Source organism: Flavobacterium rakeshii, assembly GCF_009741375.1.
Lineage (GTDB): Bacteria > Bacteroidota > Bacteroidia > Flavobacteriales > Flavobacteriaceae > Flavobacterium > Flavobacterium rakeshii.
Map to the genome: position 1 here is coordinate 48,544 of NZ_WOWP01000053.1, position 18,707 is coordinate 67,250.

The 18,707-nt window shown below is 41.7% G+C and carries 12 protein-coding genes and 1 CRISPR repeat array; of the genes, 9 read left to right on the forward strand and 3 right to left on the reverse strand.

Annotated elements, in window-relative coordinates; genetic code table 11:
* The first annotated feature begins 119 nt into the window (after positions 1-119).
* Both cas1 and cas2 read left to right on the forward strand, forming a co-directional pair.
* Positions 120-1,004 carry a type II CRISPR-associated endonuclease Cas1 gene (gene cas1, locus GN157_RS12940; RefSeq protein WP_157483903.1) on the forward strand — a complete coding sequence of 295 codons (885 nt, stop codon included), beginning with the start codon at positions 120-122 and terminating at the stop codon, positions 1,002-1,004.
* A complete protein-coding gene (gene cas2, locus GN157_RS12945) occupies positions 995-1,324 on the forward strand; it encodes a CRISPR-associated endonuclease Cas2 (protein WP_157483905.1) in 330 nt (109 codons plus the stop codon). The genes cas1 and cas2 overlap by 10 nt, the downstream gene beginning before the upstream one ends.
* 158 nt (positions 1,325-1,482) lie before the next feature.
* Positions 1,483-2,900: a CRISPR direct-repeat array (repeat unit 36 nt; unit sequence AATATCGTGCTTTCTAATCTTTAATCAAACCACAAC).
* 126 nt (positions 2,901-3,026) lie between these two features.
* Here the strand turns inward: cas2 and cas9 are convergent.
* Complete coding sequence (gene cas9 / locus GN157_RS12950) at positions 3,027-7,319, reverse strand: type II CRISPR RNA-guided endonuclease Cas9 (RefSeq protein WP_157483907.1); 4,293 nt, start codon at positions 7,317-7,319, stop codon at positions 3,027-3,029.
* A gap of 586 nt (positions 7,320-7,905) precedes the next feature.
* Here cas9 and mobC point away from each other — a divergent pair.
* The 3 genes from mobC to GN157_RS12965 are packed head-to-tail and all read left to right on the forward strand — an operon-like array spanning position 7,906 to position 11,149.
* Positions 7,906-9,888, forward strand: a complete 1,983-nt coding sequence (gene mobC, locus GN157_RS12955; protein ID WP_157483909.1) for a conjugal transfer protein MobC — start codon at positions 7,906-7,908, stop codon at positions 9,886-9,888.
* Between the two features lie 32 nt (positions 9,889-9,920).
* Positions 9,921-10,505, forward strand: coding sequence for a helix-turn-helix transcriptional regulator (locus GN157_RS12960; RefSeq protein WP_231749134.1), 585 nt, complete (start codon positions 9,921-9,923; stop codon positions 10,503-10,505).
* Entirely contained in the window at positions 10,487-11,149 is a 663-nt protein-coding gene (locus GN157_RS12965) for a nucleotidyl transferase AbiEii/AbiGii toxin family protein (protein WP_231749135.1), read from the forward strand. Before GN157_RS12960 ends, GN157_RS12965 begins: the two co-directional genes overlap by 19 nt.
* 15 nt (positions 11,150-11,164) lie before the next feature.
* Here the strand turns inward: GN157_RS12965 and GN157_RS12970 are convergent, their stop codons facing one another.
* Complete coding sequence (locus GN157_RS12970; RefSeq protein ID WP_157483910.1) at positions 11,165-11,410, reverse strand: hypothetical protein; 246 nt, start codon at positions 11,408-11,410, stop codon at positions 11,165-11,167.
* 104 nt (positions 11,411-11,514) lie between these two features.
* Complete coding sequence (locus GN157_RS12975) at positions 11,515-12,282, reverse strand: XRE family transcriptional regulator (RefSeq protein WP_157483912.1); 768 nt, start codon at positions 12,280-12,282, stop codon at positions 11,515-11,517.
* Between the two features lie 87 nt (positions 12,283-12,369).
* Here GN157_RS12975 and dinB point away from each other — a divergent pair, with 87 nt between their 5' ends.
* The 4 genes from dinB to GN157_RS12995 are packed head-to-tail and all read left to right on the forward strand — an operon-like array spanning position 12,370 to position 18,693.
* Complete coding sequence (dinB, locus tag GN157_RS12980; protein WP_157483914.1) at positions 12,370-13,527, forward strand: DNA polymerase IV; 1,158 nt, start codon at positions 12,370-12,372, stop codon at positions 13,525-13,527.
* Between the two features lie 19 nt (positions 13,528-13,546).
* The gene (locus tag GN157_RS12985; protein ID WP_157483916.1) at positions 13,547-16,627 is read left to right on the forward strand and encodes a DNA polymerase III subunit alpha; all 3,081 of its coding nucleotides are present in this window, start codon (positions 13,547-13,549) and stop codon (positions 16,625-16,627) included.
* Positions 16,628-16,632: 5 nt separating this feature from the next.
* Entirely contained in the window at positions 16,633-18,015 is a 1,383-nt protein-coding gene (locus tag GN157_RS12990; protein ID WP_157483918.1) for an exonuclease domain-containing protein, read from the forward strand.
* 51 nt (positions 18,016-18,066) lie between these two features.
* Entirely contained in the window at positions 18,067-18,693 is a 627-nt protein-coding gene (locus GN157_RS12995; RefSeq protein WP_157483919.1) for an alpha-ketoglutarate-dependent dioxygenase AlkB family protein, read from the forward strand.
* Positions 18,694-18,707 lie beyond the last annotated feature (14 nt).

Here is an 18,707-nt window from a genome sequence, read left to right on the forward strand (position 1 = left end):
TAAACATAAATACATCTATAGATTATATTTATCACACTAATAATCAATACATTGAATAGATATAATGTTTATTTTTATTAAATAAACTTAAAATACCTTTATATTAAATTAATTCGCTTATGATAAAAAGAACGCTATTAGTTGAGAACAAAACGATTATTACTACAAAGAATTTACAGCTAGTTTTAAAATCAGAAATTAGAGAAAGTACTGTTCCTATTGAGGATATTGGTTTTCTTGTCATTGACAATACTGAAACCTTTTTAAGTATTCCTGCGATGAACTTATTGATAGAAAATAATACTTCGGTCATCATTTGCGCTAACAATCATTTGCCAAATGGCATGTTTCTAAATCTCAATAGTCACCATATTCAACAAGAAATTTTCAAAAATCAAATTGACGCAAGTATACCACTTAAAAAGCAATTATGGCAACAAACAATTGTGGAAAAAATAAATAATCAAGGAATTTTATTAGAAAGAATTACTGGTGCTAAAAATTCATTTCCATTTCTAGCCTCAAAAGTTCTAAGTGGTGACACTAGTAATATGGAGGGCGTTGCGGCAAATCAATATTGGAAATCTTTTTTTGAAATAAAGTTTAAACGGGAACGGTTTGGAGACTATCCAAATAATTTTTTAAATTATGGTTATGCAATCCTAAGAGCTGCTACAGCTAGAGCATTATCAGGTAGTGGTTTATTGAATACACTGGGTATTCACCATAAAAGCAAATACAATGCTTTTGCTTTGGCTGACGATATAATGGAACCCTTTCGACCTATAGTTGATGAAAAAATATATCAGCTTATGCAAAACTTTGAAGAACAGGAACTAAATACATCTATTAAAGCAGAGATCTTACAAATCCTTACTCGTACAGTTTATTTTAAAGAAGAAAAAAGTCCATTGATGGTGGCATTACAAAAAACTGCTAGCTCTTTACAGCAATGCTATACTGGGGACAGGAAAAAAATAAAATATCCTAAATTATGGAACTAAATGGATACAGAATTATGTGGTTATTTGTATTTTTTGATTTACCAACAGACACTAAAAAAGACCGAAAAAATGCATCCGGATTCAGAAATAGCCTTTTAAAAGATGGTTTTTCTATGATGCAATACTCCGTCTATGTGCGTCACTGTGCCAGTAGTGAAAGTGCTGATGTACACGAAAAAAGAATTCACAAACTATTACCTCCATTGGGAAAAGTAAGTGTACTACGAATAACAGATAAACAGTTCGGGAATATCCTGAATTTTTGGGGTAAGTCAGAAGTGCCTAAAGAACCCCAACCAACACAATTGGAACTTTTTTAATCAACTCTTATGCTTAGCAATGCTAACAACCGCTATAATATAATATATTTAGAAAACAAAAAATGCTCCAATCTTGGGTTAATCTACCAAAAAAGGAACATTTTTTATCACGAAATAGCATTGTATATTATTGTATATCAACAGACAACAAGGCGACTAATATCGTGCTTTCTAATCTTTAATCAAACCACAACTGCATCGTTTGCCCTTGCTGCGTGAAGAAAATATCGTGCTTTCTAATCTTTAATCAAACCACAACAACCTGGGGCAAAACCTGCAGTTACAGCAGAATATCGTGCTTTCTAATCTTTAATCAAACCACAACTGAATATTGTTTGCAGCTATACCTGTTGGAATATCGTGCTTTCTAATCTTTAATCAAACCACAACATATTGTCGGCAAGCGACAAAGCTACAAGGAATATCGTGCTTTCTAATCTTTAATCAAACCACAACTCTCCTTCAACAACAAGGACTATGGCGTCAAATATCGTGCTTTCTAATCTTTAATCAAACCACAACTCCTGCAAATGATTTTTGTGGAGACTATGAAATATCGTGCTTTCTAATCTTTAATCAAACCACAACTAAGGGCCGGCAACAGAAAAACTATTTGGAAATATCGTGCTTTCTAATCTTTAATCAAACCACAACCCCATATCCTTTTATGCCATGCGGTAAATTAATATCGTGCTTTCTAATCTTTAATCAAACCACAACATGGGCATGAATTATCAGCAATGTAATCAAAATATCGTGCTTTCTAATCTTTAATCAAACCACAACTGGGAAGTCCGACATCGAAGCAAGGCTATAATATCATGCTTTCTAATCTTTAATCAAACCACAACATATCTGAGGTACAAAATCAAATGAAATTTAATATCGTGCTTTCTAATCTTTAATCAAACCACAACCACATACCAGTTTTTAGATAAGGCCTTTTTAATATCGTGCTTTCTAATCTTTAATCAAACCACAACCAGTATTATACTGCCTCACACCGAAAGAAAAATATCGTGCTTTCTAATCTTTAATCAAACCACAACCGATTTACTATTGTGATGCGTATCACATAAAATATCGTGCTTTCTAATCTTTAATCAAACCACAACCTTATAGACCTGCTGGAGTTGTAAGGTCAGAATATCGTGCTTTCTAATCTTTAATCAAACCACAACCCTGTATCATACAGCCATAGTTTTTGAAAGAATATCGTGCTTTCTAATCTTTAATCAAACCACAACACTTCTAGTATTACAGGTTCTGATTGCGACAATATCGTGCTTTCTAATCTTTAATCAAACCACAACTGGTACTTCTTAACATTGATGGCATAGGTAAATATCGTGCTTTCTAATCTTTAATCAAACCACAACTTTTGCGTATTTGTGAAATTCATTTGGTTCAATATCGTGCTTTCTAATCTTTAATCAAACCACAACCCTGTGCAAACTGCGTTGCATTTACATTTTAATATCGTGCTTTCTAATCTTTAATCAAACCACAACTAGATACAATGGCGCCGGCTAATGAAATAAATATCGTGCTTTCTAATCTTTAATCAAACCACAACTACTAGGTTGGTCAGTTGTTTTGCCGCTTGAATATCGTGCTTTCTAATCTTTATAAGATTTCTGCTTAGCAAAACCGCATTCCAGTTAGATGTCTAGATGAAAAGTTGTACATCAAAAACATCTAATTAAAGAAAATTTATTTTTCCAAAAGGGGTCAATGTAAACTCATATCCTTCAACTAACATATTTAATTTACTAACTTGTAATCTAATTTGCTCAAATGGATTTTCAAAATCAATGTTATAGATTTCTTTTAAGTCGCTAGCTTGCCTCGCTTCAAAATGAGTTCTAAAAGTTAGTCTACCTTGTGCATCAAATTTTGACAACTTATACAGTCGATTGCACAAATCTTCAGTAGGAAGTTCTAAAATTTCTTGAGGACTATCTTTATAAAACAAAACCATCATACCTTTTTTCAGAATATATTTTAGAGGTAATCCGGTTTTGTCATGTGGATTCGTGACAATATCATAAGTGTTTTTATTATCATTACTTAATTTAAAATATGAGCCGGCATCAATATTATTGATCATTTCATAAGACCTTTTTGTTTTACCTTTTTTATCAATATTCTCATAAATTGCTATTGCAAAATTCTCATCATTTTGGGCATAAATCTTTTGCTTATGTCTATGTTTTGATATTGATAATAGACTATGTTCTTTGATTTCTAGTGGATTTTTAACCGAATTAGCATATAGTCGCACTTTGTTAATAGCTATTCCTTTTTCTTGATTCATCCAAACTTTTTGGTTCTCAGCTATTTTATTTTTTTGTTGGGCATTAGATGAAATAAGTAGAACCTTATTTCTTATTGCTTCTTTAACTTTTTCTTTTATTACTTCATCAACTATATTTTCAACATCAGATGCTTTGATACTTTCTAAGTCTTTACGAATAACATACTTAATTTCTTCTTGATTCAGAGGGTTTTTAATTGCTCCATAAATACTATCCTGATGTAGAGATCCGCGAACAGTATCGCCTCGCTGAAATCTTGGAATACGATTATCTTGTTTATCAACCTTGTAAATTATATTACCATTAACGTCTTTTTTTAGAATAGTTTTTCCTTTAAAATCTTTCTCAGTTTCGGCTACGTATTGTTTTTTTCCTTTAACTCTAATTATTTTCTTAGACTGCTTTTTAACAACATTTGGTATATGATGTGATACTAGTATTTCTTCTTCCAACTTTTTTAAATCTTCAGTAAAAGTTTTCCAGGGTTTGGATTTTTCTAACAACTCCTTTACAGCTTTGTAATTTTCTTTTTCCGTGTCATCTTCTAAACTCCAGGCACTCGCCAACACATCATATTTGTCTTTGGTCATACAGGCAATGGTAATTGCATCTATAGCATGATGTGTATGTTTACTTCGGTCTTTAGATTCATAATATTTTTTATTGTCTTTAATGTAAGACGGCTGTAATCCCCAAATTTTTCTAAATTCAGCGACCATACCACCTTTTACACTTTCTACCCTAGTAAAATAAGAGTTCAAATATGCACGGGAATATTTCGTTATAATTCCCGTATCCGGAATTTGACTGTTTTTAAAACCTACCTTTGGTTCAGTCCAAATAAATCGCTCATACTTTCCTTTCAAATAGTCCCGTTTTAATGTTAGGTAATGTCTTCTTCGTATTTTTTTATCTTTGGCTTCTTTAGTAGTTGCGGCTTTGGTTGATTTTACGATTTGCTCTATTTCCCATGTTAATTTTTCCGCTTCTTTACGCCAATGATCAATTCGTAATAAAACATCTTCGTGGTTAGATAGCTCAACAGGCATTTTGTTTTTCTTTACATCCCTGTTAAATCGCTGGCTACAAAGGGTTTTATTCATCAATGAATTGTCCTGTGAAATACTTCTTGGTATCGTATGTTCAATATCGTATTTAGGGTTTTCGCCAATAATGTCACAAATACTGATGTTTCTTCCTTCTTCATAAATTTCTTTTTTATCCTGTTCAATCCATAATTGATACCGTAATAAATCATCTTCGGTTGGTTCAATTTCCTTTTTACATTCCGCAAAATACAGGTCTTTAATTTCCTTTCTGAAATCATCTCTTTTCGTTTTGTTCTCATTCTGAAAATCCTGGATAGCTTTACGCTTATTAGCATCATTCAATTCACGAGCTAATTCAATATGGATTTTAGTTTTTGTATCGACTAATCCTTCTATTATTAAGGCATTTAAAACTTTTCGCAATTGATGCAAGGCACGCATTGCCATAGGGTTTTTAATTGATGAAATCAACGGACTACCTAATACAATGATTTCGTTGTTAAATTCATCCTTAATAATCTTCTTTTTAAAAACCTCTATATCTGAGGGATGATAAAGCTTTTTTAACCTGTTTTGATTACTGCAATAGATTTCTCCATCTTTATTTTTACCCTTTAAAAACTCAATTACTTTCTCGTCTAAACGTTTAATTTCGATGTATTCGTATTTCTTTAGTTGCTCAATAAAAATGGGGAATAGTTCGTTTACAATTGATTCCTGGCTATCACTATTTTTAAAAGTTGAAATTACTTTCTTTTTTAAATCTTCCCTGTAAATCGATTCAGCTTCCTTAGAATAATAACAGTTGCTAACTTTACAACCTTTAATCAATTCATTTACAACTACCAGTTTACTATTTTCGAAAGTATTAGTATCAATAAGCTTCGCAATTTCATTTTGAATAAACATACGTTCTGTAGGATTACTCCAAATATTTTCATCTACAATATTCTCAATATTAGCCATAAAAACAGCATGAGAATACAACAAGCCTTGTTTTAAATACGGAAGTATTTTATTAATGGCATTTAAACTTAAACTGGAAAAATCTTTTTTCAGTCTTATTTTACTAAACAACTTAGCACGTTTTTCATCTAAACCAAGTTTATCCTTCGCATACTCTTCTAAATAGACATCCGATGTGGAAACAGAAAGTAAATGCCAAATATCTTTGTAATCTACATTTCGGGAAACTTTTTCACCTTTATTATTCTGAGTTTGATAAGCCCAGCTTCTAACCTTCCAATCTTCTCCAAAAATATTTTTTAGCGAAGCTGAAACAACACAGCCTGAAACTGTATCTTTTGCTTTGTAATTAAATAGATAATTTGCATATTTAACAGATGGTGATTTATAAAAATCAAAGGAAGCACCCTTTAACATTAGCTCCTTCGCTAAATCATCAAAATTAAAATGATCTTTTTTTCTTAAAAATTTAGGAATTAATTTTTGCTTTTCTTCCGAAGTTAAAAAACGTAAATCCTCATCTTCAGGTGTTTTAATTTTAATCGTGTTTATATAAGTCCACATTCTGTATTCCTCAAAATCAGGATGCGAAATAGCACAGCGTGTTTTACTTTTCTCTAAAGAACATTTACCTATTAGTTCTTTTTGCGATTTTAAAGGGCGTTGGAAAAATATTGCCCTATACAATTCTTTTACTAAACCAGAGTAACGTTTTTCAATTAATTTTTCATTTTCATCTATGCCCTGTATCCCTTGGATGCTGCATATAATTTCAAACTCCTTTACATAATGTTCTTCACGCGCAGTATAATGATTTCGAATCCTATTTTTGTTATATAAGCTACAAAAATATTGACCTAAAGTAGTAAAACCTCCATCTTTTATTGCTTGCGAAATATCCCCGATTTCTTGCTTTACAGCTCCTTTATCTTCTTTTCTGTTAAGCCTGCCAATTAATTCTATTTTAGCATTTTCAAAATCGTTAGATCTAATAATCTTTTCAAGAGCATTAAATAGTGATTTTAATTTCTTTTCTCCTTCGTCTAAATCTTTAGAGTTTTTTTCAAGAATATCTAATACTTCAAAATAATCTTTAATCTCAATTAATAAATCGGCAGTAGTTTGAGCATCTTCAATTCTATTTTCAATATTTGGTGCATGTTGTTCAATAATTCCGTCAGCTGATTGGTCTAAACGGTTACTTAAAAAACCTCTTCGTTGAGCAATATGATATAACGCTCTACCCAACTCATAAGGCGAAACTTTTTGTTTACTAGCTCTATCTCTAAAAGCATAAGGATTAATATTATGATTATCATCGGTACTCAACCATTTTAAAAACTCCGGATTTAATGGATATGATTTAAAATTAGATTTACGCCAGGCTTCTACCTCCTCAACTGATAGGGGACACATACCATTTTTAGAAAGTACTTTTAAGGTTTCAAATTTTCGTAGCTTTCTTCTGAATTTAATTTTTCTGGCACTCCTGTAAGCAGTTCGTTCTGCTGCTTTAGAACTTTCAATTCCTTTTTCAGACTTTACTCCTTCAGAAAATATTCTTACTCCTTTATCCACAAGGGAAAAATCGGTTCCTTCTTTATCTACTATCGCCCAGCCAATAGAGTTAGTCCCTAAATCCAATCCTAATATTCTTACCATAATATTTATTTAATCAAAATAATAAAAGTAAGAAATAAAATACAGAGTTTTTAACACCATCATTATTTGTTAAGTTAAAAAAAAGATCTAAATTTGGAATGATTAAAATTTCTAATCTTTAATCTTATCACAATAAGGCTATATGCCGTAGATGAAAATCTTTAGTCCTGCTTCGGTGGGACTTTTTTATTTTACAAAATGAATTTAAGAAAATTAAATTTTTACATTATTAATTGTATCCTTGGAATAAGATTTATGACGTTCTTTACAATCAAATTTTGTATGTAGGGCAGATTAATGATTTTGCATAGATTCAAGTAAAGCTCTTAGCTCAACAAAAAAACAAGTATTAGAAAACATAACAATGAACCGGATTTTAACTTAAAAGTCCAAATCCTTCATCATCCCAAACGTATGAAAAACTTCAGTGAGAACTGGAGTTTTTTTTGTTGTTCATCCCGGACTTTATTTTTAGTGATTTGTACAATCATAGGGGAAGTTTTCCTATGATTGCCTGATTGTGCCCATACTCCTACTTTCGTTTGTCAGAGTGAATTATTAGTGTGTTTAATAGTTAGTGACAGGTATGGGAACAGGAGAGAACGAACAGGCGTTTCGAAAAATACTGGATATGACCCGACTGATGGGACTGATACTCCTGTTACTGCATTGTTATTATGAGTGTTACAGGGTGTATGCCAGCTGGGGGTTATGTCATGAAATAACTGATCGTATACTGGCTAACCTGGCCGATACAGGACTTTTTGATTCCTTTCACAGGGCCAAACTGATGGCAATGGGCTTACTACTGATTTCCCTTTTGGGGGCTAAGGGACGTAAGGATGAAAAGATGAATCGTCCGCTGGCACTACGTTATTTTACCCTTGGTATAGTGCTGTATTTTTTCAGTTTTTGGATACTGTATACCGGTTTGGGACGGGTTACCACTACCCTGCTCTACTCCGGGATAAGTTTTACGGGGTTTCTTCTGGTGCTCTCCGGGGGAATGAAACTCTCCCGTATCATCCATGCCCGTCTGGAGGGCGGTGATGTATTTAACAGCCTTAATGAGACCTTCCCGCAGGAGGAACGGCTCTTGGAAAACGAATATTCGATAAACCTTCCGGCCCGCTACCGCCTTAGGGACAAGGTCAGAAAGAGCTGGATCAATATCATTAATCCGTTCCGTAGCCTGATGGTACTGGGAACACCCGGTGCAGGTAAATCCTATTTTGTGATACGTCATGTCATTACCCAGCATATTGCCAAGGGATTTACCATGTTCGTTTATGATTTCAAATTTGACGATCTTTCCCGTATCGCCTATAATGCCTGGCTTAAAAATAAGGATAGGTATCCAGTTCCGGCCGGGTTTTATACCATCAATTTTGATGACCTGAGCCGCTCGCACCGTTGTAATCCCCTCGAACCTTCCGCCATGACCGATATTACCGATGCCGCAGAATCGGCACGTACCATCCTTATGGGGCTCAACAGGGAGTGGATCAGAAAACAGGGGGATTTCTTTGTGGAATCACCCATCAACTTTCTTACCGCCGTGATATGGTACCTGCGCCGTTACAGGGACGGGGAATTCTGTACCCTGCCCCATGTGATGGAACTGATGCAGGTAGACTATGACAGTCTTTTTACGCTTTTGCGCAGCGAAAAGGAAATAGAGGTGCTGATCAATCCCTTTGTCAACGCCTATCTTAATGATGTGATGGAACAGCTCGAGGGACAGATTGCATCCGCTAAGATAGCCTTGGCCAGGCTGTCTTCCCCCCAGCTGTATTATGTGCTCTCGGGTAATGATTTTTCACTGGATATCAATAATCCGGACGAGCCGAAGATTGTCTGTATGGGCAATAACCCGCAGAAGATACAAACCTATGGAGCTGTACTTTCCCTATATGTCTCACGACTGGTAAAACAGGTCAATCAGAAGGGAAGGCAGAAAAGCAGCCTGATTTTCGATGAGTTTCCTACCCTCTATCTTAACAATATGGACAGTCTTATCGCTACGGCACGCAGCAACAGGGTCGCCACCTGTCTGGGGATACAGGATTACAGTCAGTTGCGTAAGGATTACGGGCGGGAACAGGCCGAGGTGATTATGAATATTACCGGGAATATTATCTCCGGGCAGGTTACCGGGGATACTGCCAAACAACTCTCCGAACGTTTTGGGAAGATCCTGCAGGACAGGCAAAGCCTGTCTGTTAACCGTAATGATACCTCCGTCAGTCGTTCTCGCCAGCTGGAGCAGGCCATACCCGCCTCAAAGATTGCGGCACTCAGCTCCGGGGAATTTGTAGGAATGGTAGCCGATGATCCCGAATGCAGGATCGGATTAAAAGCGTTTCATGGGGAAATCATCAACGATCATAAGGCCCTACGCCGGGAAGAGGAAACGTACAGGGAAATTGCTCCGGTACGCCGGATTGACAGCAGTACGGTACAACGGAACTACGATCAGGTCAGGCAGGACATACAGCAGATTATTTCCTCAGAAATGCAACGCCTCTCGGAAGATCCTGCCCTTAGGCATCTCATTATCCGTAAATAAGAGTGAACAGATGTTAAACTTATTTTATAATCATGACAACCAATACTTTAACAATTAACACTACTGCAAGTATAAGCATTTTTGCTTATATTTGTAATATGGAAAAGCGCTTTGAGAAATATCGGGGTATCCATCCGGGTATCATTCTGGCCAGGGAACTTAAAAAAAGGGATCTGGCACAGCGCCCTATTGCCCTATCGGCCGACCTTGCCCCACAATCCTTTAATCAGATCATTAAGGGAAAAAGAAGCCTGCCCTTGCCGGCCGCACTCAAAATTGACCGGGAACTCGGACTTGAGGAAGGGACACTGGCCCTGTTGCAGACCTATTATGATATCGAAAAGGAGAAAAGGAAAACTGCTACCGGTAACCATCCTGATATGCAGTTGCTGCGTAAGAGTCTTTTCTGGGATACCAACATTGATAATATTGACTGGCCTGCGCAATACAGGGCGGTTATCCTTCGCGTATTTGAAAGGGGAAACCTCTCCGAGAAAAAGGAAATACTGCGTTTTTACGGCAGTGCCAAAGCCAGGGAAGTACTAAGGGATAAGTCAGCAGTTACGGCTGTAAATGGAACAGCTACTCACCCTATCAAATGGAACAGGACAGGATGATGTATTGGAATACGGTAAATGAGATACTTCGTGAGTCCTTACAGGTACTTATGGAAGCGGATGTGTTAAAAGAATTTCGTCTGGTGGGTGGTACTGCCCTGAGCCTGCAACTGGGACACCGCGTATCGGTGGATATTGACCTGTTTACCGATGCGGAGTACGGTACGGTTGATTTTGAGACTATTGAGACTTTTCTGGAATCGGCCTTTCCCTATCTGGATAAAGGTTTTGGTACGGGACTTCCCGTGGGTATGGGAAAATCCTATCTTATCGGAACAGACCGGGATAATACCGTGAAACTGGATCTCTATTATACCGACCCTTTTATAACACCGGCTCTGGAAGAGCAGGGTGTACGTATGGCCGGCCCGCAGGAGATCATAGCCATGAAAATGGATATCATTCAGCGTGGCGGGCGTAAGAAGGATTTTTGGGACCTGCACGAGCTGATGGAGCATTTCAGTATCAAAGAGATGATTTCCCTGCATAAGCAGCGCTATCCCTACAGCCATGACGAAGCATTACTCCGGAACAATTTTACTGAATTTTCACTGGCCGATATGGATTTTGAACCCATATCATTACGGGGCTACTATTGGGAACTCATCAAAGAGGATATTACAGAAGCGATGCGCAACCTATAATACTATTGTCCTGAATTACAACAGGTATACCACTTCTTCCAGACTGTTGCTTAGACTGTAGCTGGTTATATATTCACAGGCACGATCCCTGTCGTTTGGGGTTGTGGTAAAATAATGCACGTAATAATCGGGTTCTTCCGTATCAAAATAAATGATATCGGTAAAGGCTTGAGCAATAAGGCCTCCCTTAAGCTTACGTATACTTCTTTCTGTAGTGGGGTCAAGTTCCTTTCTGACCCTGAAACGGATTATGGGTTCCATGGGGTTGGGGTTAACAGTAGCTAAATTAATGTTATTTATTAATAGTAAATCGTTGCTGTTCCTGTAATAGTATATTTTTTTATACTATAGTGTTGCTTCTTTGTTTAGTGCTTTACTCCCTTAAGGGCTTTTACTTCTTCACGGATACCGTAGAGCAGCTCACGGATACTCTGCGGGTCGAGATTCTCGGGTTCCGCCTCTTTGGTGGCAATGCTACAGGCATATTCCCAGATCTCCAGTATATCGGAAGCTTTTATAGTATAAGGCTGGTAAAAGCTGTTGTCCGATACCAGCATCAGGCTGTTCCTGCCATTTTTGTTCAGGCGTTTGTAGACGATACCGTCCTCTTTGGTCAGCAGGATATAGGTCTTACCGTCCCGTACTTCACCCAGGTTCTCGATGTACCTTCCTACAATAAAGGACCCGTCCCTGTGGGGCGGCATGGAATCCCCCGATACGGGAAAGGCCCTGAACTTGCCATTGGTCAGGAACGGCAGGGAGACCTGCTGCAGGCCTTCAATGAATTCCGGGTCGCTGTAACCGTTCAGGTAACCGGCCCTGGCCTTATGGGGAATGATCTCTATGGTATTCTCCCCTTCCCTGTCTACCGTTATTGGTAAAAGGATACGATTATCCTCGAGCTGCATCAGCCCGTCAATATCTATTTTTCGAATATCTGCAGTTAACAAAAGATCGATACTCACATGATAATAATGTGAAATTCCAATCAGGACTTCAAAGGGTGGCTGGGATTTACCCCCCTCATATTTGGCCATACGATCCCGTGTGATAGCAAGGCTTTCAGCTACAATTTCCTGAGAAACTCCTTTTCGGGTTCGCAGGTACCGGATATTATCTGAAAATAGTGACATCGTCTTTTGTGATTATTTATCCCGACAAATATAAATATTTTTGGGAATATAAATCCTAATTTTGTTCAGTACAAATATGAATAATTTATGGAGCGATCGATTGTACATATGGATCTGGATACTTTTTTTGTGTCCTGCGTGAGGCTGCAGAACAGTGATTTGGAGGGTATTCCACTAATTGTGGGTGGTGGTGACCGCGGTGTGGTAGCTTCCTGCTCCTATGAGGCCCGCCGCTTCGGCGTGCACTCGGCCATGCCCATTAAAATGGCGCTCCGTCTCTGCCCCGAGGCGCGTATTGTCAAGGGGGATATGGAACTCTTCTCGCGGTATTCCCATACCGTTTCCCAGATCATCGAAGAGAAAGCCCCTGTGATGGAAAAAGCCTCCATCGATGAATTCTATCTGGACATTACCGGTATGGACCGTTTCCACGGTTCCTACAAATGGACCCATGAACTCTCCTCACTGGTGACCCGTGAGACCGGGCTGCCCATCAGTTTTGCCCTGTCGGTCAACAAGACGGTCTCCAAAATCGGTACCGGGGAAGGCAAGCCCAAGGGCAACCTGGAAATACCACAGGCCATGGTACAGCCGTTCCTGAACCCCTTATCCATCCGAAAGATTCCCATGGTGGGCAATGCCACCTTTACCCTGCTCTCCCGTATCGGTATCCGAAGCATTGGTACCCTGGCCGAAATGCCGGCAAAGGTGCTGCAGGAGATGATCGGACTTAACGGGCTGGAGCTTTGGAAAAAGGCCAATGGTATCGACCATACCCCGGTGGAACCCTACCGGGAGCGCAAGTCCCTTTCCACCGAGGATACCTTTCATCAGGATACCACCGATATGGTGTTCCTGCGCGCAGTACTCTCGGGTATGGTGGAAAAACTGGCCTACCAGCTGCGCAGTGAAGGCTGGCTGACCTCCAATGTAACGGTAAAGATCCGCTATTCCAATTTCGATACCGAAACCCGTCAGGTGACCCTCGCCTATACCTCAGCCGACCATACCCTGACCCGTGCCGTACTGGAGGCTTTCGAAAAGCTCTACCAACGCCGCATGAGCCTGCGCCTTGTGGGGGTGCGTTTCGGCAGGCTGGTACGGGGTTCCTACCAGATCAACCTCTTTGAGGATACCCAGGAAATGATGTCCCTGTATCAGGCCATGGATAAGATCAAGAACCGCTTCGGGGCCAACGCCGTGATGCGCTGCAGCGGGGCGTTTGTTAAACCTAAGATGAATTAATTTATTTGTTAGCAATAGTATGTACCTGAACTGTCATTCCTTTCACTCGTTGCGTTACGGTACCGTCCCGGTAACCGAACTGGTCGCCCTGGGTAAAAGCCTTGGGGTAACGGCTATGACTTTGACCGATATAAACACGGTAACGGGTATCTATGAGTTTTACAGGCTTTGCAGGGAAGTGGATATCAAGCCTCTGGTCGGGATGGAATTCCGTGAAGGGAATCAGTTATTGTATATCGCACTGGCTAAAAACCGTGCGGGTATAGCGGAGATCAACCGCCACCGTACCTATCATAATCTTGAGCAGATTCCTGTACCTGCTCAGGCACCGGATTTTAAGGAGGTAGTGGTCATCTATCCGATGGATAAGGCGCCGGATACCCTGCGGGCATTTGAATACATCGGGGTGCGCAGCGGTGAGTTATCGTTACTGATACAATCGCGTTGGAGGGACAGGACGGACAGGATGGTCGTGTTGCAGCCCGTTACTTTCCGCGACAAGACCGAGTACAACCTCCACCGTATCCTGCGGGCCATTGACCTGAATACCCTGGGCAGCAAGCTCACCCCTTCGGATTATTGCAGAGCGGATGAGCATATGCTGCCACCGGAAGAGATCATGGTACGCTTTAGCTCCTACCCCAAATTGCTGGAGAATACCTTTGCCCTAATCGCGCAATGTGATTTCCAGTATGAGTTTGGCATGCCCCGCAACAAAAAACACTATACCGGAACTCGGGAAGCCGACCGGAAACTACTCACCAGTTTGGCACAGCAGGGATTGGTACGAAGATATGGGAGTAATAATGAGGCTGCCCGCCTGCGCGTGGAAAAGGAACTGAAGGTGATTGATGAGCTGGGGTTCAGCGGATATTTCCTGATTACCTGGGATATTGTCCGCTACAGCAATTCGATGGGCTTTCTGCATATCGGGCGCGGCAGCGGTGCCAACAGCATCATTGCCTACTGCCTGGGTATTACCGATATCTGCCCGCTCGAACTGGATTTGTATTTTGAGCGGTTTTTGAACCTCAACCGTAAAAGCCCGCCGGATTTTGACATCGACTGGTCCTGGAAGGAGCGCGATGTGATACTGGAATATATCTTCCGTCGTTATGGCGCGGATCATGTGGCCTTCTGCGGTACCAATGTGGAATTCAAATACAGATCCATATTCCGGGAGGTGGGTAAGGTATTCGGCCTTCCGAAAGAGGAACTGGATGCCCTCTCGGGTACTTCGATGGACCGGCACGATACCAATGAGGTAATACGATTGGTACACCGTTACGGGATGCTGCTGGAGAAATACCCCAACCAGCGCTCGATGCATTCCTGCGGGATACTGATATCGGAAGACCCCATTACCGATTTTACGGCACTGGAGCTACCGCCCAAGGGCTTTCCTATTGTGCAGTTTGATATGCATGTGGCCGAGGAGATCGGTTTTGACAAGTTCGATATCCTCTCCCAACGGGGCATCGGGCACATTGACGAATCGGTACGGCTCATTAAAAAGAACCGCGGGATTACCGTGGACATACGCGATACCTCACTTTCCAAGGATGAAACGATCTGTAATACGTATTTGGGACAGGGAAAGACCATCGGCTGCTTTTATATCGAAAGCCCTGCCATGCGGGGCCTTTTGCGTAGGCTGAAGTGTGATAACTATAAAACGCTGGTCGCAGCCTCTTCCATCATACGACCGGGGGTGGCCCAAAGCGGTATGATGAAGGAATACATTTTCCGCCACAACCATCCCGATAGGTTCGAGTACTTCCATCCGGTATTTGAAGAGCAGCTGGGAGAAACCTATGGCATTATGGTCTACCAGGAGGATGTGATCAAGATTGCCCTGCATTACGGGGGGCTGGCCGCTGCCGACGGGGACATACTGCGCCGTGCCATGAGCGGCAAGGGACGTTCCAAAGCGGCTCTGCAACGTGTAAAGGATAATTTTTTTGCTTCTTGTGCCGCCAAAGGGCATCCTGAGGAATTGAGCGCAGAGATTTACCGTCAGATCGAGTCCTTTGCCGGATATTCTTTCTGCAAGGCGCATTCGGCCTCCTATGCCGTGGAAAGCTACCAGAGCCTGTACCTGAAGGTGCACTACCCCATAGAGTTTATGGTAGCGGTCATCAACAACCAGGGTGGGTTCTACCGTACCGAGGTGTATGTGCATGAAGCGAGGATGTCCGGGGCGGTTATCCATACCCCCTGTATCAACAAAAGCGAAGTGGAGACGACCCTGTACGGAAAAGACGTTTATCTGGGTTTTATGCACCTGCAGGGGCTGCAGGGAGAAATTGCCCGTTGTATTGTATCCGAACGTAGTGACAATGGAGAGTATAGTTCGCTGGAGGATTTCATCAACAGGGTGCCTATAGGGATTGAAGGGCTGCAGCTTTTGATCTATATCGGGGCGTTTCGCTGCACTGGGAAGAACAAGAACGAACTCTTGGTTACTGCCCGACGTATCATGATGCATTTTAAGCCGGTGCAACGCCAGCCGCAACTACTTCCTGAACCGGTGCAACAGTACAGGCTCCCCGAACTGAAACGCTCCCCTTTCGAGGATGCCTTTGACGAGATTGAGCTGCTGGGTTTTCCGGTATCGGTTACCCCGTTCAACCTTTTGAAAACCGGCTACCGTGGGGATGTCATGGCACGGGATTTGGTGCAGTACCATAAAAAGCAGGTGAAGATGCTGGCCTATCTGGTCTCGCGCAAGCATGTACCCACCAAGATGGGGGCCATGTATTTCGGGACGTGGATTGATGCCAACGGGGAATTCTTTGATACCGCCCATTTTACCGGCAGCCTGAAACAATACCCTTTTAAGGGCGGTGGCTGTTACCTGCTCTTGGGTACGGTGGAGGTGGACTACCACTTCCCTACCATTACCATATCCAAAATGGAGAAGCTGCCTTTTATTGCCGATCCGCGCTACAGGGAAACCGAAGAGGAAAGTACCTGTACGGCGCAGCGATTACGGGAGGATGTTTCAATGACCCATCGTGCCCCTTACCCGCAGGAGCAGGAAATCGGCCTGCCAAGGCATAAGATGAATACAGCAACTAATCAGAAAAAGACAGGATAAGCAGGATGAGAAAGAACGAGTATGCCATAGTAGATATCGAGACCACGGGCGGTAATGCCTCGGGAAGCCGCATTACGGAAATATGTATCATTATCCATGACGGGATACAAGTACTGGACCGCTGGGAAACCCTGGTGAATCCGCAAAAGGAAATACCGCTGCCCATTTTTGCCCTCACCGGGATCAATAATGAGATGGTGGCCGGAGCGCCCATCTTTGATGACATAGCGGAAAAGGTATTGGAGCTGCTGGAAGGCCGGATATTTGTGGCGCATAACGTGAATTTCGATCATTCCTTTGTAAAGCATGAACTGGAGCATGCCGGGCTGAAATGGACCACCCGCAAGCTCTGCACAGTGCGGGCTGCCCGTAAGGTACGGCCGGGATTGCCCTCCTACAGCCTGGGCAACCTGTGCCGCACACTGGATATACCCCTTACACGTGCCCACCGTGCCGGTGGTGATGCGGATGCCACGGCCATCCTGCTCTCCCGATTACTGTTATGGGATGAGGCCGGGGAGATTCCCAAGATGATCAAACGCAACTCGCACGACCAGAACCTCCCTCCCCACCTGCCCCAGTCCGAATTCGAGCAGTTGCCCGAAAAGCCAGGGGTGTACTATTTCTATAATCAGGTGGGGAAAGTGGTCTATGTCGGGAAAGCCAAAAACATCAAGAAACGGGTAGCACAGCATTTCTCAGGGCATAAGATCACACCCCAGCGTCAGAACTTTATGCGTGATATTCACTCCATCTCCCACGAGGTCTGCGGGACTGAGTTTATGGCACTGCTATTGGAATGCTGTGAGATCAGAAAGCTATGGCCCCTGCACAACAAAGCACTGAAAAAGTTCGAGCCGAAGTTCGGGCTGTATTATTACGAGGCGCGTAGCGGATATAAGTACCTTGGCATCGGGAAACTGTCCAAAGGACAGGTTTGTGTGGAACACTTCTTTTCCCTGCACCAGGGGGTGAACCTTCTGCTTTCCGTGGCCGGGGAATTCAGTATTGACCATCGGTTCTGCCACTACGGGGTTCAGGGCGAAGGCGATTTTATCGTAAAAAAAGACAATGAGGGATTTCCCGATATAAAGCTGCACAACAGCAAAGTTGAACAGGCTCTGGAGCATCTTGCTGATAGCAGGCTGAGTTTCGGAATTGTGGACAAGGGGCGCTCCGGTGAGGAACGCAGCTGCATCTGGGTGGAAAACGGGCATTTCTACGGTATGGGTTATATGCCGTCAGATGTTGGGATTACAGAAGCTATCGAACTAAAGGATTATGTAACACCTTACCACAGCAACCGCTATATTATGCAGCTCATTACGGGTTACGCGGAGAAATACCCCGGAAAGGTCCTGCGGGCTGAAATGCCTGTCGAAGAATAAAAATGTGGAAAGAAAAGCAAGAATAATTGCGAAAGCAGAAAGGATGAAATTATGACAACACTATTTGATGATACGGAATTGTTTACCACAGGGAATTCACCAAAACGCTATTATGACCTACCGGATATGGAACTGATGCAGTATGATGGTTTTGTTCCGAAAGCGGAAGCGGATGTTTTTTATGAAAAATTACTCCATGAAACACCATGGCGGGAATACCAAATGCCGATGTACGATAAGATTGTTACAGCACCGAGGATGATTGCCTGGTATGGCCAGCCCGAAGAGGCCGGTGAGGGTGCCTTGCCCTGGACCCCGGAGCTGCTTACCCTGCGTGAGAAAGTGGAAAGAGAAACCGGACTTCCCTTTAATGCGGTACTGCTGAACCTGTATCGTAACGGCAGTGACAGTGTAGCCTGGCATTCGGATAAGGAGCACCGCATCGGCAGCAATCCCAATATTGCCTCGGTCACTTTTGGACAGACAAGGCCATTTAGGTTCAGGCATAAAATCGACAAATCGGTACCACAGGTTGAGATACCTCTGCATCACGGTACGCTGCTTGTAATGTCAGGGACTACCAATACCTATTGGGAGCATCATATACCTAAGTCAGTAAAAGATATGTTGCCGAGGATTAACTTGACCTTCAGACAGGTATTTTTCTTTAACCGGTAAGATCATCATCTGTA